20 protein-coding genes are annotated in these 23,706 nt (G+C 53.8%); 5 read left to right on the top strand and 15 right to left on the bottom strand.

The features are described 5' to 3' along the window. Nucleotides 1-416: 416 nt before the first annotated feature. From eutG to maeB, 11 genes are all read right to left on the bottom strand, one after another. Nucleotides 417-1,604: an ethanolamine utilization ethanol dehydrogenase EutG gene (gene eutG / locus ACJHYD_RS00710; RefSeq protein ID WP_001551439.1), complete on the bottom strand. Its 1,188-nt coding sequence runs from the start codon at nucleotides 1,602-1,604 to the stop codon at nucleotides 417-419. Further along, the gene (gene eutJ / locus ACJHYD_RS00705; protein ID WP_001551440.1) at nucleotides 1,594-2,430 is read right to left on the bottom strand and encodes an ethanolamine utilization protein EutJ; all 837 of its coding nucleotides are present in this window, start codon (nucleotides 2,428-2,430) and stop codon (nucleotides 1,594-1,596) included. Before eutJ ends, eutG begins: the two co-directional genes overlap by 11 nt. Before the next feature lie 10 nt (nucleotides 2,431-2,440). Beyond that, nucleotides 2,441-3,844 (bottom strand): aldehyde dehydrogenase family protein, encoded by a 1,404-nt coding sequence (locus ACJHYD_RS00700; protein ID WP_001075665.1) that lies wholly within the window; start codon nucleotides 3,842-3,844, stop codon nucleotides 2,441-2,443. An 11-nt stretch (nucleotides 3,845-3,855) separates the two neighbouring features. Continuing rightward, on the bottom strand, nucleotides 3,856-4,143 hold the full coding sequence (eutN, locus tag ACJHYD_RS00695) for an ethanolamine utilization microcompartment protein EutN (protein WP_001551441.1): 288 nt from the start codon (nucleotides 4,141-4,143) through the stop codon (nucleotides 3,856-3,858). 106 nt (nucleotides 4,144-4,249) lie between these two features. Continuing rightward, complete coding sequence (gene eutM, locus ACJHYD_RS00690) at nucleotides 4,250-4,543, bottom strand: ethanolamine utilization microcompartment protein EutM (protein ID WP_000387713.1); 294 nt, start codon at nucleotides 4,541-4,543, stop codon at nucleotides 4,250-4,252. Between the two features lie 38 nt (nucleotides 4,544-4,581). Then, nucleotides 4,582-5,598, bottom strand: coding sequence for a phosphate acetyltransferase (pta, locus tag ACJHYD_RS00685; protein WP_000582969.1), 1,017 nt, complete (start codon nucleotides 5,596-5,598; stop codon nucleotides 4,582-4,584). Further along, nucleotides 5,595-6,398 carry an ethanolamine utilization cob(I)yrinic acid a,c-diamide adenosyltransferase EutT gene (gene eutT / locus ACJHYD_RS00680; RefSeq protein ID WP_001551442.1) on the bottom strand — a complete coding sequence of 268 codons (804 nt, stop codon included), beginning with the start codon at nucleotides 6,396-6,398 and terminating at the stop codon, nucleotides 5,595-5,597. The genes pta and eutT overlap by 4 nt, the downstream gene beginning before the upstream one ends. Further along, the gene (gene eutQ, locus ACJHYD_RS00675; protein ID WP_000733927.1) at nucleotides 6,395-7,096 is read right to left on the bottom strand and encodes an ethanolamine utilization acetate kinase EutQ; all 702 of its coding nucleotides are present in this window, start codon (nucleotides 7,094-7,096) and stop codon (nucleotides 6,395-6,397) included. Before eutQ ends, eutT begins: the two co-directional genes overlap by 4 nt. Beyond that, nucleotides 7,071-7,550 carry an ethanolamine utilization acetate kinase EutP gene (gene eutP, locus ACJHYD_RS00670; protein WP_000820771.1) on the bottom strand — a complete coding sequence of 160 codons (480 nt, stop codon included), beginning with the start codon at nucleotides 7,548-7,550 and terminating at the stop codon, nucleotides 7,071-7,073. Before eutP ends, eutQ begins: the two co-directional genes overlap by 26 nt. Before the next feature lie 12 nt (nucleotides 7,551-7,562). Continuing rightward, nucleotides 7,563-7,898 (bottom strand): ethanolamine utilization microcompartment protein EutS, encoded by a 336-nt coding sequence (eutS, locus tag ACJHYD_RS00665; RefSeq protein ID WP_000356956.1) that lies wholly within the window; start codon nucleotides 7,896-7,898, stop codon nucleotides 7,563-7,565. 292 nt (nucleotides 7,899-8,190) lie between these two features. Further along, a complete protein-coding gene (gene maeB, locus ACJHYD_RS00660) occupies nucleotides 8,191-10,470 on the bottom strand; it encodes an NADP-dependent oxaloacetate-decarboxylating malate dehydrogenase (RefSeq protein WP_000342645.1) in 2,280 nt (759 codons plus the stop codon). 288 nt (nucleotides 10,471-10,758) lie between these two features. Between maeB and tal the strand changes: the two genes are divergently transcribed. Both tal and tkt read left to right on the top strand, forming a co-directional pair. After that, on the top strand, nucleotides 10,759-11,709 hold the full coding sequence (tal, locus tag ACJHYD_RS00655) for a transaldolase (protein WP_001003734.1): 951 nt from the start codon (nucleotides 10,759-10,761) through the stop codon (nucleotides 11,707-11,709). Nucleotides 11,710-11,728: 19 nt separating this feature from the next. Continuing rightward, on the top strand, nucleotides 11,729-13,732 hold the full coding sequence (tkt, locus tag ACJHYD_RS00650; RefSeq protein ID WP_001551443.1) for a transketolase: 2,004 nt from the start codon (nucleotides 11,729-11,731) through the stop codon (nucleotides 13,730-13,732). A 102-nt stretch (nucleotides 13,733-13,834) separates the two neighbouring features. Here the strand turns inward: tkt and ACJHYD_RS00645 are convergent, their stop codons facing one another. From ACJHYD_RS00645 to aegA, 3 genes are all read right to left on the bottom strand, one after another. Further along, nucleotides 13,835-14,878 (bottom strand): DUF1176 domain-containing protein, encoded by a 1,044-nt coding sequence (locus tag ACJHYD_RS00645; RefSeq protein WP_001551444.1) that lies wholly within the window; start codon nucleotides 14,876-14,878, stop codon nucleotides 13,835-13,837. Between the two features lie 125 nt (nucleotides 14,879-15,003). Next, nucleotides 15,004-15,579 carry a GDP-mannose pyrophosphatase NudK gene (gene nudK, locus ACJHYD_RS00640; protein WP_001389740.1) on the bottom strand — a complete coding sequence of 192 codons (576 nt, stop codon included), beginning with the start codon at nucleotides 15,577-15,579 and terminating at the stop codon, nucleotides 15,004-15,006. Nucleotides 15,580-15,646: 67 nt separating this feature from the next. Then, a complete protein-coding gene (gene aegA, locus ACJHYD_RS00635; RefSeq protein WP_001078843.1) occupies nucleotides 15,647-17,626 on the bottom strand; it encodes a formate-dependent uric acid utilization protein AegA in 1,980 nt (659 codons plus the stop codon). A 205-nt stretch (nucleotides 17,627-17,831) separates the two neighbouring features. Between aegA and narQ the strand changes: the two genes are divergently transcribed. Both narQ and acrD read left to right on the top strand, forming a co-directional pair. After that, on the top strand, nucleotides 17,832-19,532 hold the full coding sequence (narQ, locus tag ACJHYD_RS00630) for a nitrate/nitrite two-component system sensor histidine kinase NarQ (protein ID WP_001296285.1): 1,701 nt from the start codon (nucleotides 17,832-17,834) through the stop codon (nucleotides 19,530-19,532). Between the two features lie 163 nt (nucleotides 19,533-19,695). Then, on the top strand, nucleotides 19,696-22,809 hold the full coding sequence (acrD, locus tag ACJHYD_RS00625) for a multidrug efflux RND transporter permease AcrD (protein WP_001273136.1): 3,114 nt from the start codon (nucleotides 19,696-19,698) through the stop codon (nucleotides 22,807-22,809). A gap of 98 nt (nucleotides 22,810-22,907) precedes the next feature. On the opposite strand, the gene ypfM is transcribed toward acrD, so the two are convergent. Next, on the bottom strand, nucleotides 22,908-22,967 hold the full coding sequence (gene ypfM / locus ACJHYD_RS00620; RefSeq protein WP_001386977.1) for a protein YpfM: 60 nt from the start codon (nucleotides 22,965-22,967) through the stop codon (nucleotides 22,908-22,910). 380 nt (nucleotides 22,968-23,347) lie between these two features. Here ypfM and ACJHYD_RS00615 point away from each other — a divergent pair, with 380 nt between their 5' ends. Continuing rightward, complete coding sequence (locus tag ACJHYD_RS00615; RefSeq protein ID WP_000258243.1) at nucleotides 23,348-23,704, top strand: ArsC family reductase; 357 nt, start codon at nucleotides 23,348-23,350, stop codon at nucleotides 23,702-23,704. Nucleotides 23,705-23,706 lie beyond the last annotated feature (2 nt).

The raw sequence follows: 23,706 nt of genomic DNA, 5'->3' as shown, positions 1-23,706 counted from the left end.
AGCGTCGCATCCAGCAATTGCACCGCGCCACTGGCGGATGCGGCGTAAACGCCTTATCCGCCCTACATGTGCAATCCTGTAGGCCGGATAAGAGCAGCAAGCGTTGCATCCGGCAATTGCACCGCGCCACTGGCGGATGCGGCGTGAACGCCTTATCCGCCCTACATGTGCAATCCTGTAGGCCGGATCAGACGCGGCAAGCGTCGCATCCGGCAATTGCACCGCGCCACTGGCGGATGCGGCGTGAACGCCTTATCCGCCCTACATGTGCAATCCTGTAGGCCGGATAAGACGCGGCAAGCGTCGCATCCGGCAATTGCACCGCGCCACTGGCGGATGCGGCGTGAACGCCTTATCCGCCCTACATGTGCAATCCTGTAGGCCGGATAAGACGCAGCAAGCGTCGCATCCGGCATTTATTGTGCCGCTGCGTACAGGCCGACAATCTGCTCCAGGCTGGCGGTACGCGGGTTGCTGCGCAGACAAATATCTTCCAGCGCGGCCTGCGCCCATGCGCCGTAATGTCCGGTGGTTGCGCCCACGTCTGCCAGCCGCTTGTTGATCCCGACTTCCGCAATCAGCTCACTTACCGCGTTAATAGCGTCACGATCGTCGGATTTTTTAGTTCGCAGCGCCCGACCAATCTGACTAAAGCGTTCACGACAGACCATCCGGTTAAACTCCATCACCGTTGGCAGTAGCATGGCGTTCGCCAGACCGTGCGGAATATGCAGCGCCGCCCCTGGCTGATGCGCCATCGCGTGGCACAACCCAAGCCCCGCACTGGAAAACGCCATTCCCGCCATACATGAAGCCAGCAACATGCTCTCGCGGGCGGCAAGGTCGTGACCGTAGCCCACCGCTTTCGGCAGCGATTTGCCAATCATCGCAATGGCACCAATCGCCAGACTGTCGGTAAACGGTGTGGCGTTCAGCGCGCTGTACGCTTCAATAGCATGGGTTAACGCGTCGATACCGGTCATCGCCGTGACATGCGACGGCACGCCTTCGGTCAGCGCAGCGTCGAGAATCGCCACATCCGGCATCAGCGAGGCATGGGCTAACACCTGCTTGCGCCCGCTCACCGCGTCGATAATCACCGTTACGTTGGTGGTTTCAGAGCCGGTTCCGGCGGTCGTTGGAATGGCAATCAACGGCAGGCGCGGTTGCAGAACGCTGGTTTCTGACATCTCTGCCAGCGTGCTATCCGGGTTCGTCACCAGCAACGCCACGGCTTTTGCTGCATCCAGCACCGAGCCGCCGCCAAACGCGATCACCCCGTCACAACCTGATTCACGCAACTGTGCCACGGCTGCACACACGTCGGTGATGCACGGTTCGCCCACCGGACATGGCCAGAGCGTCATGGCGATACCTTTAACGGCCAGGCTGCGCGTCAGCCCGGCGGTCATCCCTGCCTGATGCAAAAAGCTGTCTGCCATCACGAACAGATGTTTCAGCCCACGCGTTTGCGCTTGCTGTCCGCAACTGCTCACCGAGCCCGGACCGCAAAGCGTCACCGGTGGAACGCTAAATGTTTTTACCCGTTGCAGATTCAGGGTATCGAACGCCTGAAAGAGCGCGGTCTGCAATTCATTTTGCATAGATCCCCTCCGCTTTCTCTCGCCCGCTACTGGCGATCGCCAGCGGGGTCATAAACAAACTGTGCTGCGGTAAATGCACCTGTAACGCCGGGAATTGTTTGCGAAACAGTTCCGCCACGCCCGGTTGCATACAAGAGCCGCCCGCCAGCCATAAATCAGTAATGCCCTGCCCTTCAATATGCCGGGCAACAATGTCCGCCATTTTTTCGTACACCGGTTTCACCGCGGGCCAAATCTCTTCACCGTGACCGCGCTTGTACTGCTCTGCCTCTTCCAGCGAAATACGACGATTTCCGGCGAGAGTCAGAGAGATGTGATGTCCGCCGGTCGCTTCATCCGCCGAGTACGTCACCTTGCCCTTTTTCACGATGGCAATACCAGTAGTGCCACCGCCGATATCCACTACACCGGCGTTGTCCAGTTGCAGCAGATCCGCGACTGCGGTTGGCTCATCCAGTACATGGCTCACTTCCAGTCCGGCAGATTCCAGCACGTTGATGGAAATACGCGGGTCCGTACCTGGAGGAAAAGAGGTCGCCGCATGGCTAAAACGGCGACCGAATTGCTGCTCGAGGGTGTCGAGATGGCGACGAACAATGGTGACCGCACCGAAGAAATCCCAGACGATGCCGTCGCGGACCACATCAGCCCAGTCGAGGCATACCGCCACCGGCTGACCGTCGCGGTCGACAACCATCGACACCACATCGCAGGTGCCCAGATCCACCCCCAGCCACAGCGGAGATTCCGTTGCGGCAGGCGTCTGGTTACACAGCGTTGCCGCCGTTTGCAGACGCGGGGTGAGCCATTGTTCGTCGTGCGCCATCGGTTACTCCTTAAACAATGCGAAACGCATCAACTAATACACAGCGACGCAGACGGACAAACGTACGCGCGCTGGTTACCCCTTCACCGGTTGGCGTGGTGATGGTCATGGTGGTCCAGCCTTCCCCGCCCAGCCCCAGCCCGGCAATGCACGGTCCGTTCTTAACGAAAATGCTGGTATCAATGGCGTTCGCCATCTGGTTCATGTTCTCGATATTGCGCGAGTGCATTGCCGCCGTGTGGTGGCAACCGCCTTCCAGTTTCACCGCCAGCGCAATGGCATCCGCCACGTTGGCGACGCGCACGACGGGCAACACCGGCATCATCAGTTCAGTCACGGCAAACGGATGTTCTGCGGTGGTTTCCACAAACAGCAGGCGCGTTTCTTGCGGAACTTTAAGGCCGATTGCCGCCGCGATTTTGCCTGCGTCGCGACCAACCCAGTCACGGCTGACGGTGCCTTTTCCGCGCTCGTCGATATTTTTCAGCAACACCGGTTGCAGCTGCTGCGCCTGCTCTGCGGTCAGTTTCACCGCGTGCTGGCCTTCCATCAGACGCATCAGTTCATCGGCTACGCTATCCACAACAATCAGTACCTTTTCGTCGGCACAAATGATGTTGTTATCGAAAGACGCGCCTTTGACGATGGACTGAGCAGCACGGGCGAGGTCAGCGGTTTCATCCACCACTACCGGCGGGTTGCCAGCGCCTGCGGCAATCAGACGTTTATTGGTGTGTTTACGCGCCGCTTCTACTACCGCTTCGCCGCCGGTCACCACCAGCAGGCCGATGCCCGGAAACTTGAACAAACGTTGCGCGGTTTCGATATCCGGATTTGCCACAGTAACCAGTAAGTTTTCCGGCCCGCCTGCGGCAACAATCGCCTGGTTGAGCAGCGTAATCGCCCGCTGGGAGACTTTTTTCGCCGCCGGATGCGGGGCAAAAATGACGCTGTTGCCCGCGGCAATCAGGCTGATGGCGTTATTAATTACGGTTGCCGCCGGGTTGGTGGACGGAGTTACCGAAGCCACCACGCCCCAGGGCGCGTTTTCAATTAAAGTCAGGCCGTTGTCGCCAGTCAGCACCTGCGGAGAGAGGCACTCAACGCCCGGTGTGCCGCGCGCCTGAGCGACGTTTTTGGCAAATTTATCTTCGACGCGGCCCATGCCGGTTTCACTGACGGCAAGTTCCGCTAAATCTCTGGCGTGTTTTTCGCCTGCTTCACGAATGGCAGCAATGGCTAACTGGCGCATTGCCACGCTCTTTAACCCTTGCTGGGCAATTTTGGCTGCCGCAACGGCGTCATCCAGGGACGCGAAAACGCCCATCTCATGAACGGCGGCGGGCGGCGTATCACTGCTTTGCATTTTCAGCAGTACCGCTTTCACCACCTGTTCAATATCCTGTTGATTCATGATGTTCTGCCTTATTTGTGGAAAATTACCTGACCGCCAGACACCACCTCATCGATGATGCCAATCACGCACAGATCGACCGGTGACGTTTCGCTTTTATGCGCCTGGCGGGCGGAACTGCCACTCACCAGCAACACCCACTCCCCGGTTCCCGCGCCAATATTGTCGATGGCGACGGCGCATTGCCCGTCAGGATTACCTTGTGGATCAATCATTTCCACCATCAGCAATTTGTCATGCGCCAGTCCGTGATGGCGTACGGTACAAACAATTTGTCCAGTGACGACTGCCAGTTTCATACCCGCCTCCGTGGCGTATTTCAGGTAAAAGCTCCCCCTACCCTCCGCGGAAGGTAAACTGAAAAAGGAGAGAGCGTGACGCCCGAATCGACGTCACACAGGGTGATTACAGGTTGCTGCTATCGCCTTTCAGGCCGATCGGGAAGACTTCTTCCAGGTCGCCGTGCGGACGCGGGATAACGTGTACAGATACCAGCTCGCCGATACGCTGTGCCGCTGCAGCACCTGCGTCGGTCGCGGCTTTACAGGCTGCAACATCACCACGAACCATGGCAGTACACAGGCCGCCGCCAATCTGCTTAACACCAACCAGCTTGACGCGCGCAGCTTTCACCATCGCGTCAGAAGCCTCAATCAGTGCAACCAGGCCCCGGGTTTCGATCATTCCTAATGCTTCCATTGTGCTTTCCTCTTTATCAGGGTCCAGAACGGGACCGTTCATTCAACCAGTGTTTGTAAACTGCTTTCGCGGTTCACTTCTGTCTGACGCGGCACAGCTGCCACCAGCGCCAGCTCGATAATTTCCTGCACGCTACAACCACGAGAGAGATCGTGCATCGGCGCGGCAAGTCCTTGTATCAATGGCCCGACGGCACGATATCCGCCGAGTCGTTGTGCGATTTTGTAGCCAATATTTCCGGCTTCCAGCGACGGAAAAACCATCACATTGGCCTTGCCTTGTAGCGGGCTGGCAGGCGCTTTTTGCGCCGCCACTTCCGGCACGAAGGCGGCGTCAAACTGCAACTCGCCATCGACTACCAACTGCGGCGCGCGCTCACGGACGATTTCTGTCGCCTGCTGGACGTTGGCAACGCAGGGGTGACGGGCGCTGCCGTTACTGGAAAACGACAACATCGCCACGCGCGGTTCTTCTCCGGTGATGGCCTGCCAGGTTTCGGCGCTGGCAAGCGCGATATCCGCCAACTGCGCCGCCGTCGGCTGTGGCACCACGCTGCAATCGGCAAAACCCAACGCCGGACCGCTGTACTGTGGCAGCATCAGGAAAATGGATGAGAGCGTTTTACAGCCTGGCTGCAAGCCGATAATGCGTAATCCGGCACGCAGCACATTCGCCGTGGAAGAGAGGTTGCCCGCGATACAGACATCCGCTTTACCGGCGCTGACCATTGCTGCGGCGAACATCAGCGGGTCGGTAAGTTTTTCCAGCGCATCCGGCGGCGTTTTTTCGCCCGCGCGGGCCAGCCAGCGATGAGCAAATTCTTCCCGCATTGCGAGGTTGCCATGCGGATCAATCACCTGTAGCCCGTCCATCGCTACGCCATGACTGAGCGCAAACTGACGAAGTTCAAACGGATTAGCGACCAGAATGGGCGTTGCCAGACCTTGTTGATGTAAATATTGCGCCGCTTTCAGCACACGCTGATCTAACGCATCCGGAAAAACCACTCTGGCGGGCGCTCGCAACGCCAGTTCACGACAACGTTCAATAATCATTGCGTTTCCCCCAGTCGTTGTTGGATCTGCTTCACCGTTAGCGGCGGCTTCGTTACGCTCAGGATCATCATCACGTAGACCGTGCTGGAAAGGCGGTTCAGCGCCTGCAAGATGTCCGGGCGTAATACTTCAAAGCTGCGGGTGATAAAGACCTGCGCCGCTACGGTTTCGGTTTCCCGCACTTTGGTGCGTAGCAGATTGAGCAACGCCGCATCGCGCCCGTGGCTGGCTTCCGGCACCAGATGATCGTGGTCGAGATAGCGCAGCGGCTGATGAGAAAGCCGATGCAGATCTTCGTCAGAAAGCCCGACAATCGCTTGATCGCCCAGCGGTTCCCCCAGCGCATCGGCACGCATAATGTTGCCAAGACGCGAACGGATATCCGCCAGCCACGGCTGCCACGGTTCCGCCAGTTCAATTTGCAGCCACACTGCCAGCGCAATGGTGCTGTCGAGAACCGCGCGAAAACCCAGGCGCGGATCGCTTTTGGCGACCATTTTTTCCGCCGACAGGTGAGTCAGCGTATCCGGCTTTTTCGCCACCGGCTGGCGGCACAGTTCGCAGCACGCCTGCGGATGTTCATCGCTACTGGTCAGCCCATGAACGGGCTGCGGCTGCTGCTGTTCATCGTCAACAAACAGGCGGCCCTGCTCGTCAATAAACTTGATGCGCAGATGGCGGCTTTCCAGCAACTCCCGGGCAGAGGGCGTCAGGCGACTGTCCGCAGGGAGATGGATCTCTGCGCCTTCGCTGAGCGTATGGTTCGCTCTTAGCCATGCTTCGGTGATGAAATCTTTCATAGGGATTGCCAGTTAGCCGGCCAGGCGACATACAGGAATTTCACGCTGGATGTCGTACCAAATTCGATGCTGGAGCCTTTCGGGATAAACATCACGTCGCCTGCTTTGGCGATCATGGTTTCGCCTTCGTGGCGAACGTGCAGTTCCCCTTCCAGTACCATGTCGATTTCGTCATAGTTCAGGGTCCACGGGAAGAAGGCGTTCTCCCACTGCATAAAACCAGCGGCCATGCTGCTGCCGTCGTCTCCGGTGACCAGATCCGTTAATCCGACGCAGTGTGGCTGTGCGCCGTCGAAACGACCAAACTTGACGCTGCTGCCATCAATAACTTTGATACCGCCTTTGCCGGTCACCGATTTGAAGCTCGGCTGCATTGCGCCCTGCTCCAGCGACTGTTTTTCCTTCATCACTTTTTCCATCAGCTGCGCGACCAGGCTTTCGGTAAACTGGCCTTCCGGCAGCTGGGCAATGATGGTTTCGCGGATGCGCTGGCTTTCGGTTTTATCGGCTGGCACGCTGGCGGGAACGGACGCCGTTACCGGGGTCGATTCATCACATTCAGTGATGGTAAAACCCAGTAGATCTGCCACTTCACGGGCTTCCGGGGTAATAATGCTGGCGCGCAGAACCACGGACATTGCCTGTTCGCCGCGCGCGTGTGCTTCACGAATATCATTCGCTGTGATGAGTTTTTTCACCTGCTTCCTCCTGTTTGGTGAGAGATGCCAGATAATCCACCAGTTGCTGCACGCTTTGCGGGTCGTGGCTGTTTAGCTCGAAAATCGGCTCTTCGAAGCCCGTCTCAAGCAATAATTTTCGCGTTGCGGCGACGTCAGCATCTGGCATGTCCGTTTTACTGATGACGGCGATTTGCCGTTTGCTGACGCCAATATCCAGCAACCCGGCAGGCAACCGACTTTCCGGGTCATTCGCGCCGTGGACATAGATCAGCATGTCCACATCCTGTAGCGTGGTAATTAAGGCGTGATACCAGCGGGGATGGCTAAAATATTCACCCGGCGTATCAATATCACCCTTATCATTAAATTCTACGGCCTGCGTTTTTCTGGCGAGGGTATAATCTCCCTGCAACGCATTAAATAACGTTGTTTTTCCTGCCCCGACGGTACCCACAAACGCAATTCGTTTCATGAATGCCTCGTATTAACTTTTGGTCATTTCACAAAGCGTATAATTTAATAAACGCCCTAAACCGCTGACGGTTTGTGATAACGCTTCTTCTACTGCACCCACCGAGCCATAAATCACCAATGCACCGCTGAAGCGGTCGAGAAAACCGATATGCACATCAGCGGCTTTCAATGCTAAATCACCGGCGATCATCGCCGTTTCGCCAGGAGTTAGCGTCATAATGCCGATTGCGCCAGCATCCGGAACGCCGATTTTCTTCGCCAGTTCCTCGCCGGGATGCGCGATGAGATGCGCCAGCGTGACCTGTTTGCCGGGCACAAATTCCTGAATGATGCGTTCTTTATCCATGAGTCGCCGCCTGTGAAAAACTTTCGTGTATCGTGACAATTTTTCGTCAGAGTAAATAACAAAATTCGGCAAGTACGTTTAAAAGGTGAGGTAGATCACTAAGAATGGAGAGATAATTACTGTTATGAATAAACTTTCATATGCGACGCATGAATATAAATAAAATAATCTCGAGATATTTTATATACTGCTTTTTTTATTATTCGCAAACTCAGTAATAAGCTTTACTAATATATTGCAGCTAAACCGCTTACCCTGAATATTCAGGGTAAGCGTGAGAGTTAAAAAAGAATTACAGCGGTTGGGTTTGCGCTTCAACCACGGCCAGCGCCACCATGTTGACGATACGACGTACCGATGCGATCGGCGTTAACACGTGAACCGGTTTCGCCACGCCCATCAGCACCGGACCGACAGTCACACCTTCCGAGCTGGAAACACGCAGTAAGTTGTAACTAATGCGGGCAGCTTCCATGTTCGGCATCACCAGAATATTAGCGGAACCTTTCAAAGGGCTGTCCGGCATACGGTCGCTGCGAATCGCTTCCACCAGCGCTGCATCGCCGTGCATTTCACCATCAATCATCAGTTCTGGTGCACGTTCCCTGACCAGTTCCAGCGCCTGACGCATTTTGCTCGACGACGGGCAGTCAGAAGAACCAAAGTTGGAGTGAGACAACAGAGCCACACGCGGCTCAATACCAAAACGACGAACAGTTTCTGCCGCCATCAAGGTGATCTCCGCAAGCTCTTCTGCGTCTGGTTCGTCATTGACGTAGGTATCGGCAATAAAGGTGTTACCACTCGGCAGCAGCAGCGCGTTCATGGCACCTGCGGTGTGAACGCCATCGCGATAACCAAAGACATTTTTCACCACGCTAAAATGTTCATGATAATCGCCCACCGTACCGCAGATCATTGCATCGGCTTCGCCACGCTGAACCATGATCGCGCCAATCACTGTCGGGTTACTGATCAATGCACGCTGCGCCTGTTCCTGAGTGACACCGCGACGCTTCATGATCTGGAAGTATTCGGTCCAGTACTCTTTAAAGCGCGGATCGGATTCGTTATTGACGATCTCAAAATCAACACCCGCTTTGATCTGCAAGCCCAGTTTCTGAATGCGCATTTCGATCACGTTCGGACGACCGATAAGGATCGGTTTCGCCAGCCCCAGCGTTACCAGTTCCTGAGTGGCATGCAGAACGCGCGCCTCTTCACCTTCCGGCAGAACGACGCGCTTCGGCGCTTTGCGAGCCTGGGAAAAAATCGGCTTCATAAACAGGTTGGTTTTGTAAACGAACTCCGTCAGCTTGTCGATGTAGACGTCGAAATCAGCAATCGGACGCGTCGCCACGCCGGACTCCATCGCTGCTTTAGCGACCGCAGGAGCGATCTTAACGATCAAGCGCGGATCAAACGGTTTTGGAATGATGTATTCCGGACCAAAGCTCAGATCCTGATCGCCATAAGCTGAAGCCACCACTTCACTCTGTTCCGCATGGGCCAGTTCTGCAATCGCGCGTACCGCCGCCAGTTTCATCTCTTCGTTGATGGCGGTTGCGCCAACGTCCAGCGCGCCACGGAAGATGAACGGGAAGCAAAGAACGTTGTTCACCTGGTTCGGGTAGTCGGAACGGCCGGTACAGATGATGGCATCCGGACGCACTTCTTTCGCCAGCGGCGGCAGAATTTCCGGTTCCGGGTTCGCCAGCGCCAGGATCATTGGCGCACGGGCCATTTTCTTCACCATTTCCTGGGTCAGCACTTTCGGGCCGGAACAGCCGAGGAAAATATCCGCACCTTCAATCACATCATCGAGGGTACGTTTGCCGTCATCCACCACCGCATATGCGGCTTTGGTTTCCGCCATGTTTGGCTCACGGCCCTGATAGATAACGCCTTTTGAGTCGCAAACCACGATGTTATGTTTTTGCAGACCCAGCGCTACCAGCAGGTTCATACAGGCGATTGCTGCGGCACCCGCGCCGGAAACCACCATCCGCACGTCGGAGATGTTTTTCTCCACCACGCGCAAACCGTTGAGGATGGCGGCAGTGCTGATGATTGCCGTGCCGTGCTGATCGTCGTGGAATACCGGAATATTCATCCGCTCGCGCAGTTTCTGTTCAATATAGAAACATTCTGGCGCTTTAATGTCTTCGAGGTTGATGCCGCCGAAGGTCGGTTCAAGCGCGGCGACGACTTCAATAAATTTGTCCGGGTCGAGTTCATCAACTTCAATGTCAAATACATCAATCCCGGCGAATTTCTTAAACAGAACGCCCTTGCCTTCCATCACCGGTTTGCCTGCCAGCGCGCCAATGTTGCCTAACCCCAGCACTGCCGTACCGTTAGAGATCACCGCCACCAGGTTACCACGCGCGGTATATTTGTAGGCTTTTAACGGGTCTTTTTCGATTTCAAGACAAGGTGCGGCAACGCCTGGTGAGTAGGCCAGCGCCAGATCGCGCTGCGTTGCCAGAGGCTTGGTTGGAGAAACCTGGATTTTCCCTGGAACTGGAAATTCATGGAAATCAAGTGCACTTTGTTTTAACTGGTCATCCATTTGGTTGTTCCTTTCACGTAACGTTCACAAATAAAGTGTGTGGGCAACAGCCCCTGCCCACAACGTGGCGCACATTATTACCTTGCCGGAGTCTACAGACTTTGAGCAAGTCCAAACTCTCACCATTAATATAATGTTTTGGTAATAATCCTATAACACTGATGTTACCTGCTTAATCCAGCAATACCATGCCTGTCTGCTATGCTTTTTTGATGCGTTTAGCGAAATTTCTCAGAAGTGTGAATTAACGCACTCATCTAACACTTTACTTTTCAAGGAGTATTTCCTATGAACGAGTTAGACGGCATCAAACAGTTCACCACTGTCGTGGCAGACAGCGGCGATATTGAGTCCATTCGCCATTATCATCCCCAGGATGCCACCACCAATCCTTCGCTGTTACTCAAGGCTGCCGGATTATCACAATATGAGCATTTAATAGACGATGCTATCGCCTGGGGTAGAAAAAATGGCAAAACCCAGGAACAACAGGTGGTCGCAGCGTGTGACAAACTGGCGGTCAATTTCGGTGCTGAAATTCTCAAAATCGTACCCGGTCGCGTGTCAACAGAAGTTGATGCACGCCTCTCTTTTGATAAAGAAAAGAGTATTGAGAAAGCGCGCCATCTGGTGGACTTGTATCAGCAACAAGGCGTTGAGAAATCACGTATTTTGATCAAGCTGGCTTCAACCTGGGAAGGAATTCGCGCGGCAGAAGAGCTGGAAAAAGAAGGTATTAACTGCAACCTGACACTGCTGTTTTCTTTTGCACAGGCGCGGGCCTGTGCAGAAGCAGGCGTATTTCTAATTTCGCCGTTTGTCGGGCGTATTTATGACTGGTATCAGGCACGCAAGCCGATGGACCCGTATGTGGTGGAAGAAGATCCAGGCGTTAAATCAGTACGCAATATCTACGACTACTATAAGCAACACCACTATGAAACCATTGTGATGGGCGCGAGCTTCCGTCGCACCGAACAAATCCTCGCCTTAACCGGCTGCGATCGACTGACTATCGCACCGAATTTGCTGAAGGAGCTGCAGGAAAAAGTTTCGCCAGTGGTACGTAAATTAATCCCACCTTCTCAGACGTTCCCACGCCCCGCTCCCATGAGCGAAGCGGAGTTCCGTTGGGAGCACAATCAGGATGCGATGGCGGTAGAAAAACTGTCTGAAGGCATTCGTCTGTTCGCCGTTGATCAACGCAAACTGGAAGATCTTCTTGCCGCCAAACTATAAACCAGCCACGGAGTGTTATATGTCCCGAAAAGACCTTGCCAATGCGATTCGCGCACTCAGTATGGATGCGGTACAAAAAGCCAATTCTGGTCATCCCGGCGCGCCGATGGGCATGGCTGATATTGCTGAAGTGCTGTGGAACGATTTTCTTAAACATAACCCCACCGACCCAACCTGGTATGATCGCGACCGCTTTATTCTTTCCAACGGTCACGCGTCGATGCTGCTCTACAGTTTGCTGCATCTGACCGGTTACGACCTGCCGCTGGAAGAGCTGAAGAACTTCCGTCAGTTGCATTCAAAAACCCCAGGTCACCCGGAGATTGGTTATACGCCAGGTGTTGAAACCACCACCGGTCCACTTGGACAAGGTTTGGCGAACGCCGTCGGACTGGCGATAGCAGAACGTACGCTGGCGGCGCAGTTTAACCAGCCGGATCATGAAATTGTCGATCACTTCACCTATGTGTTTATGGGCGACGGCTGCCTGATGGAAGGTATTTCCCACGAAGTCTGTTCGCTGGCGGGCACGCTGGGACTGGGCAAGCTGATTGGTTTTTACGATCACAACGGTATTTCCATCGACGGTGAAACCGAAGGCTGGTTTACCGACGATACGGCAAAACGTTTTGAAGCCTATCACTGGCATGTGATCCACGAGATCGACGGTCACGATCCGCAGGCGGTGAAGGAAGCGATCCTTGAAGCGCAAAGCGTGAAAGATAAGCCGTCGCTGATTATCTGCCGTACGGTGATTGGCTTTGGATCGCCGAATAAAGCAGGTAAGGAAGAGGCGCACGGCGCACCACTGGGGGAAGAAGAAGTGGCGCTGGCACGGCAAAAACTGGGCTGGCACCATCCGCCATTTGAAATCCCTAAAGAGATTTATCACGCCTGGGATGCCCGCGAAAAAGGCGAAAAAGCGCAGCAGAGCTGGAATGAGAAGTTTGCCGCCTATAAAAAGGTCCATCCGCAACTGGCAGAAGAGTTTACCCGTCGGATGAGCGGCGGTTTACCGAAGGACTGGGAGAAAACGACTCAGAAATATATCAATGAGTTGCAGGCGAATCCGGCGAAAATCGCCACCCGTAAGGCTTCGCAAAATACGCTTAACGCTTATGGCCCCTTGCTACCGGAGCTGCTCGGCGGTTCGGCAGATCTGGCTCCCAGCAACCTCACCATCTGGAAAGGTTCTGTGTCGCTGAAGGAAGATCCGGCGGGCAACTACATTCACTACGGGGTGCGTGAATTTGGCATGACCGCTATCGCCAACGGCATTGCGCACCACGGCGGCTTTGTGCCGTATACCGCGACGTTCCTGATGTTTGTTGAATACGCCCGTAACGCCGCGCGGATGGCGGCACTGATGAAAGCGCGGCAGATTATGGTTTATACCCACGACTCAATTGGTCTGGGCGAAGATGGTCCTACGCACCAGGCTGTTGAGCAACTGGCCAGTCTGCGCTTAACGCCAAATTTCAGCACCTGGCGACCGTGCGATCAGGTGGAAGCGGCGGTGGGCTGGAAGCTGGCGGTTGAGCGCCACAACGGACCGACGGCACTGATCCTCTCCAGGCAGAATCTGGCCCAGGTGGAACGTACGCCGGATCAGGTTAAAGAGATTGCTCGTGGTGGTTATGTGTTGAAAGACAGCGGCGGCAAGCCGGATATTATTCTGATTGCCACCGGTTCAGAGATGGAAATCACCCTGCAAGCGGCAGAGAAATTAGCAGGAGAAGGTCGCAATGTACGCGTAGTTTCGCTGCCCTCGACCGATATTTTCGACGCCCAGGATGAGGAATATCGGGAGTCGGTGTTGCCTTCTAACGTTGCGGCTCGCGTGGCGGTGGAAGCAGGCATCGCCGATTACTGGTACAAATATGTTGGTCTGAAAGGGGCAATTGTCGGGATGACCGGCTATGGGGAATCTGCTCCGGCAGATAAGCTGTTCCCGTTCTTTGGCTTTACCGCCGAGAATATTGTGGCAAAAGCGCATAAGGTGCTGGGAGTGAAAGGTGCCTGATGGTGATCGCCGGATGCTATATGTTCCCCTCACCCTAACCCTCTCCCCAGAGGGGCGAGGGGACGGTCCGTGCGCTTTTTAGGGGCGCATCTGGGATTTTGTTTAACGGGTGATCCACAACGTGGGCCAGGCGTCTGGCCCATGCCAGTTATCGCAGGTGGGTTCTGCGGCGTAACGCACCAGGCGAAAACGCTGACCGTCAAAGCGCCAGCGCGCCTGAATGCCACAATCGCTTAATCCGCGCCCTTTCGCTAAGGTCACCAGTTCACGCGATTTTTCATCGAATGTTGCGTTCATCAGTTCCAGTTCATTCGTCTCCTGACCGCTGTTGAACGGCAAACGTAACCGAACCGGGCGCGAGGCCAGTGGCTTTTTACGCGACACAATCCAGGCCAAATCAATGGTGTTATAGGCCCCTGCCTCACAGCTAATCATCATCAGCGCTTTATCATCGGTCAGCGCAGTGACATTTACCTCTCGACGCAATGGATCAAGCGAGCAGCGCAGACCATTCATCCGCCAGTTTCCATAATCCAGCAAATCGTTGCGTTCTTCGAGTGAGAGTGGCGTCGGCGTTGGGTTAACCACCGCGACCTCTTTCAGCGCAGGCGCGGGCGGTACGCTGAGCGGCGGTTCGTCCCCTTTCTTTATCCACGCGGTTTCACTGCCAACGCGCTTTTGCTGAGCATCAATAAACAACAACGCCGCTTTTAAGCCATTCAGAGAAATGGTCTGATTGCCATCGCGTAAGGTGATTGCCTTCCCTTCCTGAATCATCTGCAAAAACGCGGTGATGGTTGCCGTATCATCGGTTACTAATAACCATGGTGAAATCCGCCACTTGTCACCACTTAACGCCAACGGCTCGCCATCTAACAGCAGCCGTGGCGCTATCTCCCCTTCAGACGCATCCGGCGACTTCAACCCGCCGCGCTCAATACGTAAAACGGCATCCGTATGCGCCCCGGCGCTGCGGCTCAGGGTCATCACCAGTCCGTTATGATCGCCCGTATTACGCGCCACGCAGAAGTTTTGGTTATTACAGGTGACCTGCCAGTCGGAAAACGCCCGTTGCGCTGGTGCCGCCCACACCAAAGACGTCTGCAACAAAGCGAAAAAAAAGAGAAGGAAAATGCGATAGCGCATGGACGGTACGACCCCAGAAGTTCAAACAAACAGCACAAGTCGTATCTTCGTTGCGCAGGTAGCGCGGCTCAATCGGATTTATCGGATTGAGCCAATAATAAACAACGAAATATTATTGTTATTTTTCAGTCCATTAAATGTGACATTTGCAAATAGTTAAGCAATAACACCGTCTTACCGTCACGTATCTCGCCAGTTTTGATCATCTCCAGCGCCTTGTTGAACGGCAGCTCGAGCACTTCAATATCTTCATCTTCGACACCACCGCCGGCGTTAGCGCGCTGGCTGTCACTGTATTCGGCGATAAAAAAGTGGATTAGCTCAGTCACACCGCCAGGCGACATATACAGTTCAAATAATTTGCGCACTTCGCCCACTTCATAGCCCGTCTCTTCAATCGCTTCTTTGCGAATGCACACTTCCGGTTCGTCGTTATCCAGCAGCCCGGCGCAGGTTTCAATCAGCTGCCCGCTTTCATTGCCATTAACCCAGGTAGCGACGCGGAACTGACGAATCAGAACTACAGTCTTTTTCTTCGCGTTGTACAGGAGGATCGTTGCACCATTACCGCGATCGTAAACTTCACGTTTATGACGGATAACTTCGCCATCTTTGCGCGTGAGATCGTAAGTAATGTTGTGCAGGGTGAAATAGTTATCGGAGAGAATTTTGTCTTTAATGAGGGTGATTTGTTGCGTCATACCGACTCCACAGCGCGAAATGAACAATTATCTTACGCTGTGAAGCCGGGTTTGTCTGCGCAGGCTATCAGTGAGATTTGACTGATTTTACCCCCAGCCAGTCAATAATCCCCTGTGCCGCATGACGTCCTTCTGCCATTGCGGTAACCACCAGATCCGCACCACGCACGGCGTCACCACCGGCGAAGATTTTCGGATTCGTGGTCTGATAACGGTACTGGCTTTCCACATCCGCGATGATGCGGCCCCATTTGTCTACCGTTACACCGTGCGACTCCAGCCACGGCATCCCGTGCGGATTGAAGCCAAACGCCATAATCACCGCGTCGGCTGGCATGACAAATTCACTGCCTTCCACCGGTACTGGACGCCGACGCCCCTGGGCATCCGGCTCGCCAAGACGCGTACGCAGGAAACGAATCCCGCAAACGTGACCTTGTTCATTCAGCTCAAGCGCCACCGGCTGGACGTTAAATTCGAAGTTGGCCCCCTCTTCGCGGGCGTTCTTCACCTCTTTCTTCGAGCCTGGCATGTTAGCTTCATCACGACGATAAGCGCAGGTAACGTTACTCGCGCCGTGGCGCAGCGCAGTACGCACACAGTCCATCGCGGTGTCGCCGCCGCCCAGTACCACGACGTTGAGTCCGGCGGTATTGATAAACGGCTCTTCCGGTAGCTCTTCGAGTCCCATCACCTGTTTAGTGTTGGCGATGAGGAACGGCAGGGCGTCATAAACGCCCGGCGCATCTTCATTGGGTAAACCCGCTTTCATGGAACGGTAAGTGCCTACGCCAACGAAGACCGCGTCGTATTGTTCCAAAAGCGAATCCAAAGAGACATCTTTACCCACTTCACAATTGAGTTCGAAGTGAATCCCCATCGCGCTGAAGATTTCCCGACGGCGTGCCAGCAGGGATTTATCCAGTTTGAAAGAAGGAATGCCGAAAGTGAGCAAGCCACCAATTTCTGGATGGCGATCGTACACCGTCACCGCCACGCCATTGCGGGTCAGAACATCCGCACAGGCCAGCCCTGCCGGACCTGCACCGATAATCGCCACCCGCTTGTCCACTTTGGTGACATGGCTTAAGTCAGGACGCCAACCTTTCGCCAACGCCTGATCTGAAATGTAGCGTTCAATGTTGCCGATAGTTACTGCACCGTGCTCATCGCGAATAGTACAGGCTCCTTCACACAAACGGTCTTGCGGACAAACGCGTCCGGTAATTTCCGGCAGGGTGTTGGTCTGGTGAGAAAGCTCGACGGCGGCGTCGATGTTTCCGGCTTTCACCAGTTCAATCCACTGCGGAATATGGTTATGCAGCGGGCAGGTCCATTCACAAACGCTGTGCTCGCCGCACTTAAGGCAGCGCGAGGCTTCCCGTTGTGCCTGATCGGCACGGAATGGCAGATAAATTTCATCAAAACCGGTTTTACGCGCTTCAATCGCCAGTTTGTCCGGCTCGCCACGCGCGGGCGTTGCCTGCATTTGCTCGACTTTACTCATTACCGGCATTTCTTGCGCCGCGGTACTGGCATGCCACGGTTGATGTTCCTGACGTGCGGTACGCAAGCGGCGGGATTTCGCCATGCCTGAGAGTGCGGCGTCAGTGACCAGTTGCAGTGCGTCCGCTGGGCAATTCTCGACACAAGCAGGACCGTTTTCGCGCCCTGCACAAAGGTCGCATTTATGCGCCGTGGCTTTTACTTTTCCTGCCGCGACGGGGGTAAGGACGATTTGCATCGTACCAAATGGACAGGCCACCACGCAGGATTTACAGCCAATACACTTTTGCTGATTGACCTGAATGCTGTCATCAACGTGGCTGATTGCGCCATTAGGGCAGCTACGGGCGCAGGGCGCATCTTCGCAATGGTGACAGGTCACTGCACTACGTTGCTGCTGATGTTTGATAACCGTAATTCGGGGATGAAAATGGTGTTGGCTCAGGACATGTTGCTCATCATTGTGAGCCATGACACAGGCGATTTCACAAGCATGACAACCCAGACATTGCTGACTGTTGGCCATAATAAAACGATTCATAACGACCTTCTTTTTTGGTTGTAAAAACCTTATTCTTTATATGAGTGTTGTTATTACCCGACTTACAGGGGAATCGGCAATGTTCATGTGCCCAGAATAAGTAACTATTTCGCTATAAACTGTGGCAGATCAAATAATCCCATCACTGACTAAATTGCGTTTCAGCGAACTGGAACATTAATGATTTTTTGTGGAGAAGACGCGTGTGATTGTTAAACGACCCGTCTCGGCCAGTCTGGCCCGGGCCTTTTTTTACATTGTCCTGCTGTCGATTCTTTCCACGGGTATCGCTCTGCTAACTCTGGCGAGCAGTTTGCGCGACGCTGAGGCTATCAATATTGCCGGATCGCTGCGTATGCAGAGTTACCGCCTGGGCTACGATTTGCAAAGTGGCAGTCCACAACTCAATGCACATCGCCAGTTATTTCAGCAGGCACTGCATTCACCGGTATTAACCAATCTCAACGTCTGGTATGTGCCAGAGGCAGTAAAAACCCGCTATGCGCATCTGAATGCCAACTGGCTGGAGATGAATAATCGGCTCAGCAAGGGCGACTTGCCGTGGTATCAGGCCAATATTAATAATTATGTTAATCAGATAGACCTGTTCGTACTGGCTTTACAGCACTACGCTGAACGCAAAATGCTGCTGGTGGTGGCGATTTCCCTGGCTGGCGGCATCGGTATTTTCACGCTGGTCTTTTTTACTTTGCGCCGCATACGCCATCAGGTGGTTGCCCCGCTGAATCAGCTGGTTACCGCCAGTCAGCGTATTGAACACGGGCAGTTCGACTCGCCGCCGCTGGATACCAGCCTGCCGAATGAGCTTGGCCTGCTTGCCAAAACCTTTAACCAGATGTCGAGCGAGCTGCATAAATTGTACCGTTCGCTGGAGGCGTCAGTAGAAGAAAAGACCCGCGACCTCCACGAGGCCAAGCGTCGCCTGGAGGTGTTGTATCAGTGTTCGCAGGCGCTGAACACCAGCCAGATTGATGTGCATTGTTTCCGCCATATTTTGCAGATTGTTCGCGACAACGAAGCGGCTGAATATCTGGAGTTAAATGTCGGTGACAACTGGCGGATTAGCGAAGGGCAGCCAAACCCGGAATTGCCGATGCAGATTTTACCGGTGACAATGCAAGAGACGGTTTACGGCGAACTGCACTGGCAAAATAGTCACGTTTCATCATCAGAACCGCTGCTTAACAGCGTTTCGTCGATGCTGGGACGCGGTTTGTACTTTAATCAGGCGCAGAAGCATTTTCAGCAGTTATTGTTGATGGAAGAACGTGCGACCATCGCCCGCGAATTGCACGACTCGCTGGCTCAGGTACTTTCTTACTTACGTATCCAGTTGACGTTACTGAAGCGTTCGATACCGGAAGATAACGCCACCGCACAAAGTATCATGGCCGATTTTTCCCAGGCGTTGAATGATGCTTATCGGCAGTTACGCGAGCTGTTAACTACTTTCCGCCTGACGCTGCAGCAGGCGGATCTCCCCTCTGCGCTACGTGAAATGCTGGATACGTTACAAAATCAAACCAGCGCCAAACTGACCCTCGACTGCCGTCTGCCAACCCTGGCGCTGGATGCGCAAATGCAGGTGCATTTGTTGCAAATTATTCGCGAAGCGGTGCTGAATGCGATGAAGCACGCCAACGCCAGCGAAATCGCCGTTAGCTGCGTCACCGCGCCGGATGGCAATCACACAGTCTATATTCGCGACAACGGGATTGGCATCGGTGAACCGAAAGAACCCGAAGGTCATTATGGCCTGAATATCATGCGCGAGCGCGCGGAACGGCTGGGTGGGACGCTGACTTTTTCACAACCTTCCGGCGGCGGCACGTTAGTGAGTATTAGCTTTCGCTCCGCGGAGGGTGAGGAAAGTCAGCTGATGTAATGCCTCCGACTGACCAAAGAATACTGGCCCTTAAAGTTCAGTATAAAAGGGCATGATAATTTACATTAACTCCTTTTTTTCTCCACGATTGGCTCGTACCTTGCCGCTACAGTGAAGCAAGTCAAGCCTACAACGATACGCAGAAACACGAGGTCCTCTTTTAATGGCGAATTTCTTTATTGATCGCCCCATTTTTGCCTGGGTGCTGGCAATCCTGTTGTGTCTGACAGGGACCCTGGCGATTTTCTCATTGCCCGTTGAACAATACCCCGATCTCGCGCCACCGAATGTGCGAGTGACCGCTAACTATCCCGGCGCATCGGCCCAGACGCTGGAAAACACCGTGACCCAGGTTATCGAGCAAAATATGACCGGCCTCGATAATCTCATGTATATGTCGTCTCAGAGCAGTGGCACCGGCCAGGCATCTGTCACGTTAAGTTTTAAAGCAGGCACCGATCCGGACGAAGCCGTGCAGCAAGTACAAAACCAGCTGCAATCAGCCATGCGAAAGTTACCGCAGGCGGTGCAAAATCAGGGCGTGACGGTGCGTAAAACCGGCGATACCAATATTCTGACCATTGCCTTCGTCTCTACCGATGGTTCGATGGATAAACAGGATATTGCCGATTATGTTGCCAGTAATATTCAGGACCCGTTAAGCCGCGTGAATGGCGTCGGGGATATCGATGCCTATGGTTCGCAATATTCCATGCGTATCTGGCTGGACCCGGCGAAACTCAACAGTTTCCAGATGACGGCTAAAGATGTCACTGATGCCATTGAGTCACAGAACGCGCAGATTGCGGTTGGGCAACTTGGTGGTACGCCTTCCGTCGATAAGCAGGCGCTCAACGCCACCATTAACGCCCAGTCACTGCTGCAAACACCAGAACAGTTCCGCGATATCACCTTGCGGGTGAATCAGGACGGCTCAGAGGTAAGGCTGGGCGATGTCGCCACCGTCGAAATGGGGGCGGAGAAATACGATTATCTTAGCCGCTTCAATGGTAAACCAGCCTCCGGGTTGGGGGTAAAACTGGCCTCCGGCGCGAACGAAATGGCGACAGCGGAGCTGGTGCTCAATCGTCTTGACGAGCTGGCGCAGTATTTCCCGCATGGACTGGAATACAAGGTGGCGTATGAAACCACCTCGTTTGTTAAAGCCTCCATTGAAGACGTGGTGAAAACGCTGCTGGAAGCTATCGCTCTGGTTTTCCTCGTTATGTATCTGTTCCTGCAAAACTTCCGCGCCACGCTGATACCCACTATCGCCGTGCCGGTGGTGTTGATGGGAACCTTCTCCGTACTTTATGCCTTCGGTTACAGCGTCAACACCTTAACCATGTTCGCGATGGTGCTGGCGATTGGTCTGCTGGTGGATGACGCCATCGTGGTGGTGGAAAACGTCGAACGTATTATGAGTGAGGAAGGACTCACTCCTCGCGAAGCCACACGTAAATCGATGGGGCAGATCCAGGGGGCACTGGTCGGGATTGCGATGGTGCTTTCGGCGGTATTTGTACCAATGGCCTTCTTCGGCGGCACCACCGGTGCCATCTATCGCCAGTTCTCTATTACCATTGTTGCGGCGATGGTGCTGTCAGTATTGGTAGCGATGATCCTCACTCCGGCTCTGTGTGCCACGCTACTTAAGCCACTGAAAAAGGGTGAGCATCACGGGCAAAAAGGCTTTTTTGCCTGGTTTAACCAGATGTTTAACCGCAACGCCGAACGCTACGAAAAAGGGGTGGCGAAAATTCTCCACCGTAGCCTGCGCTGGATTGTGATTTATGTCCTGCTGCTTGGCGGCATGGTGTTCCTGTTCCTGCGTTTGCCGACGTCGTTCTTGCCACTGGAAGACCGGGGCATGTTTACTACCTCGGTACAGTTGCCCAGCGGTTCAACCCAACAACAGACCCTGAAAGTCGTTGAGCAAATCGAGAAATATTACTTCACCCATGAAAAAGACAACATCATGTCGGTGTTTGCCACTGTTGGTTCTGGCCCTGGGGGTAACGGGCAAAACGTGGCGAGAATGTTTATCCGCCTGAAAGACTGGAGCGAACGCGACAGTAAGACCGGCACCTCGTTTGCCATTATCGAGCGTGCAACGAAGGCGTTTAACAAGATTAAAGAAGCTCGCGTTATCGCCAGCAGCCCGCCAGCAATTAGCGGTCTTGGTAGTTCTGCGGGTTTTGATATGGAGTTGCAGGACCACGCTGGAGCAGGTCACGATGCGCTGATGGCAGCACGTAACCAGTTGCTGGCGCTGGCGGCGGAAAACCCGGAGCTAACCCGTGTGCGCCATAACGGCCTCGACGACAGTCCGCAGTTGCAGATTGATATCGACCAGCGTAAAGCTCAGGCGCTGGGCGTTGCTATCGACGATATTAACGACACACTGCAAACCGCCTGGGGTTCGAGCTATGTGAATGACTTTATGGATCGCGGTCGCGTGAAGAAAGTCTATGTGCAGGCAGCTGCGCCGTATCGCATGCTGCCAGATGATATCAATCTCTGGTATGTCCGAAATAAAGATGGCGGCATGGTGCCCTTCTCTGCTTTCGCGACCTCACGCTGGGAGACAGGCTCGCCGCGTCTGGAACGCTATAACGGTTATTCTGCGGTTGAGATTGTTGGGGAAGCCGCACCGGGGGTCAGTACCGGTACGGCGATGGATATTATGGAATCGTTAGTGAAGCAGTTGCCAAACGGCTTTGGTCTGGAGTGGACGGCGATGTCGTATCAGGAGCGGCTTTCCGGCGCGCAGGCTCCGGCGCTGTACGCCATTTCCTTGCTGGTGGTATTCCTGTGTCTGGCGGCGCTGTATGAAAGCTGGTCGGTGCCGTTCTCGGTAATGCTGGTCGTGCCGCTGGGGGTTATCGGCGCGCTGCTGGCAACCTGGATGCGCGGGCTGGAAAACGACGTTTACTTCCAGGTGGGCCTGTTAACGGTCATTGGTTTATCGGCGAAAAACGCCATCCTGATCGTCGAGTTTGCTAACGAGATGAACCAAAAAGGCCACGACCTGTTTGAAGCGACGCTCCACGCCTGCCGTCAGCGTTTACGCCCGATTCTGATGACCTCGCTGGCATTTATCTTCGGCGTATTGCCAATGGCAACCAGCACGGGTGCCGGTTCCGGTGGTCAGCATGCGGTGGGTACTGGCGTAATGGGCGGGATGATTTCGGCCACTATTCTGGCTATTTACTTCGTGCCGCTGTTCTTTGTGCTGGTGCGCCGCCGCTTCCCGCTGAAGCCGCGCCCGGAATAAGCAATAAAAAAGGCGACATGCCAATGTGTCGCCTTTTTCAACTTTCCGATTAAGAACCTGCTCAGCAGGTTCTTGCTGTTTGTACTTTGTCTCAGGAATTACTTACGAAGCATAACTTCGATAAAGTCTTTCCAGTTCCCCAGTTCACGTTCAATCATAACAACCTCTCTTATAATTATGGGTATTCTACGGAAACAATATACCGTGGTGAAGCTAATTTACTCGATTGCTGCGATGACTACCTCCGGGGGACAAACCTTATGTAAATACTATGGTCCTGCGGTGATGATTTGTATGTGATACACAGCAACATTTCGAGATATTCATACGGCATCTAATACTTATTTAATTCTGGTTAAAATACAGACAGATAACAAGATGAATATTCTTAATGTTTACGTTAAAAATGTTTAATATTATTTAATAGTTGTTAATTTGAATACTTCGATAATGTTATATTTCCTGATAATCATTTGCAGGCAAAATGTTTTCACTCTTAAATGAGTATTTATTCTCATAAATCGAAAAAGGATTCATTATGGTTACACTTTACGGCATCAAAAATTGTGACACCATTAAAAAGGCTCGCCGTTGGCTGGAAGCCAATAACATCGACTATCGTTTTCATGATTACCGCGTCGATGGGCTGGACAGCGAATTATTGAACGGTTTTATCAACGAATTAGGCTGGGAAGCGTTACTCAACACCCGTGGTACAACCTGGCGTAAACTGGACGAAACCACCCGCAATAAAATCATCGATGCGGCCTCTGCGGCGGCATTAATGACTGAAATGCCTGCAATTATCAAACGTCCATTGCTCTGCACGCCCGGTAAGCCTATGCTGCTGGGTTTCAGTGATTCCAGTTATCAGCAATTTTTCCATGAGGTGTAGTC

This window comes from Escherichia sp. WS1368 (assembly GCF_046487485.1).
GTDB classification, from domain to species: Bacteria; Pseudomonadota; Gammaproteobacteria; order Enterobacterales; family Enterobacteriaceae; genus Escherichia; species Escherichia coli.
The sequence above is the reverse complement of the archived record's forward strand: the minus strand, read 5'-3'. Positions and strand labels throughout refer to the sequence as shown.

Excerpts from the sequence above, each read along its gene's own strand:
- maeB (WP_000342645.1), bottom strand. The coding sequence starts at position 10,470 with ATGGATGACCAGTTAAAACAAAGTGCACTTGATTTCCATGAATTTCCA.
- eutG (WP_001551439.1), bottom strand. The coding sequence starts at position 1,604 with ATGCAAAATGAATTGCAGACCGCGCTCTTTCAGGCGTTCGATACCCTG.
- nudK (WP_001389740.1), bottom strand. The coding sequence starts at position 15,579 with ATGACGCAACAAATCACCCTCATTAAAGACAAAATTCTCTCCGATAAC.
- ACJHYD_RS00645 (WP_001551444.1), bottom strand. The coding sequence starts at position 14,878 with ATGCGCTATCGCATTTTCCTTCTCTTTTTTTTCGCTTTGTTGCAGACG.
- pta (WP_000582969.1), bottom strand. The coding sequence starts at position 5,598 with ATGATTATTGAACGTTGTCGTGAACTGGCGTTGCGAGCGCCCGCCAGA.
- tal (WP_001003734.1), top strand. The coding sequence starts at position 10,759 with ATGAACGAGTTAGACGGCATCAAACAGTTCACCACTGTCGTGGCAGAC.
- aegA (WP_001078843.1), bottom strand. The coding sequence starts at position 17,626 with ATGAATCGTTTTATTATGGCCAACAGTCAGCAATGTCTGGGTTGTCAT.
- eutT (WP_001551442.1), bottom strand. The coding sequence starts at position 6,398 with ATGAAAGATTTCATCACCGAAGCATGGCTAAGAGCGAACCATACGCTC.
- ACJHYD_RS00700 (WP_001075665.1), bottom strand. The coding sequence starts at position 3,844 with ATGAATCAACAGGATATTGAACAGGTGGTGAAAGCGGTACTGCTGAAA.
- eutS (WP_000356956.1), bottom strand. The coding sequence starts at position 7,898 with ATGGATAAAGAACGCATCATTCAGGAATTTGTGCCCGGCAAACAGGTC.
- eutJ (WP_001551440.1), bottom strand. The coding sequence starts at position 2,430 with ATGGCGCACGACGAACAATGGCTCACCCCGCGTCTGCAAACGGCGGCA.
- eutP (WP_000820771.1), bottom strand. The coding sequence starts at position 7,550 with ATGAAACGAATTGCGTTTGTGGGTACCGTCGGGGCAGGAAAAACAACG.
- acrD (WP_001273136.1), top strand. The coding sequence starts at position 19,696 with ATGGCGAATTTCTTTATTGATCGCCCCATTTTTGCCTGGGTGCTGGCA.
- ACJHYD_RS00615 (WP_000258243.1), top strand. The coding sequence starts at position 23,348 with ATGGTTACACTTTACGGCATCAAAAATTGTGACACCATTAAAAAGGCT.
- tkt (WP_001551443.1), top strand. The coding sequence starts at position 11,729 with ATGTCCCGAAAAGACCTTGCCAATGCGATTCGCGCACTCAGTATGGAT.
- eutN (WP_001551441.1), bottom strand. The coding sequence starts at position 4,143 with ATGAAACTGGCAGTCGTCACTGGACAAATTGTTTGTACCGTACGCCAT.
- eutM (WP_000387713.1), bottom strand. The coding sequence starts at position 4,543 with ATGGAAGCATTAGGAATGATCGAAACCCGGGGCCTGGTTGCACTGATT.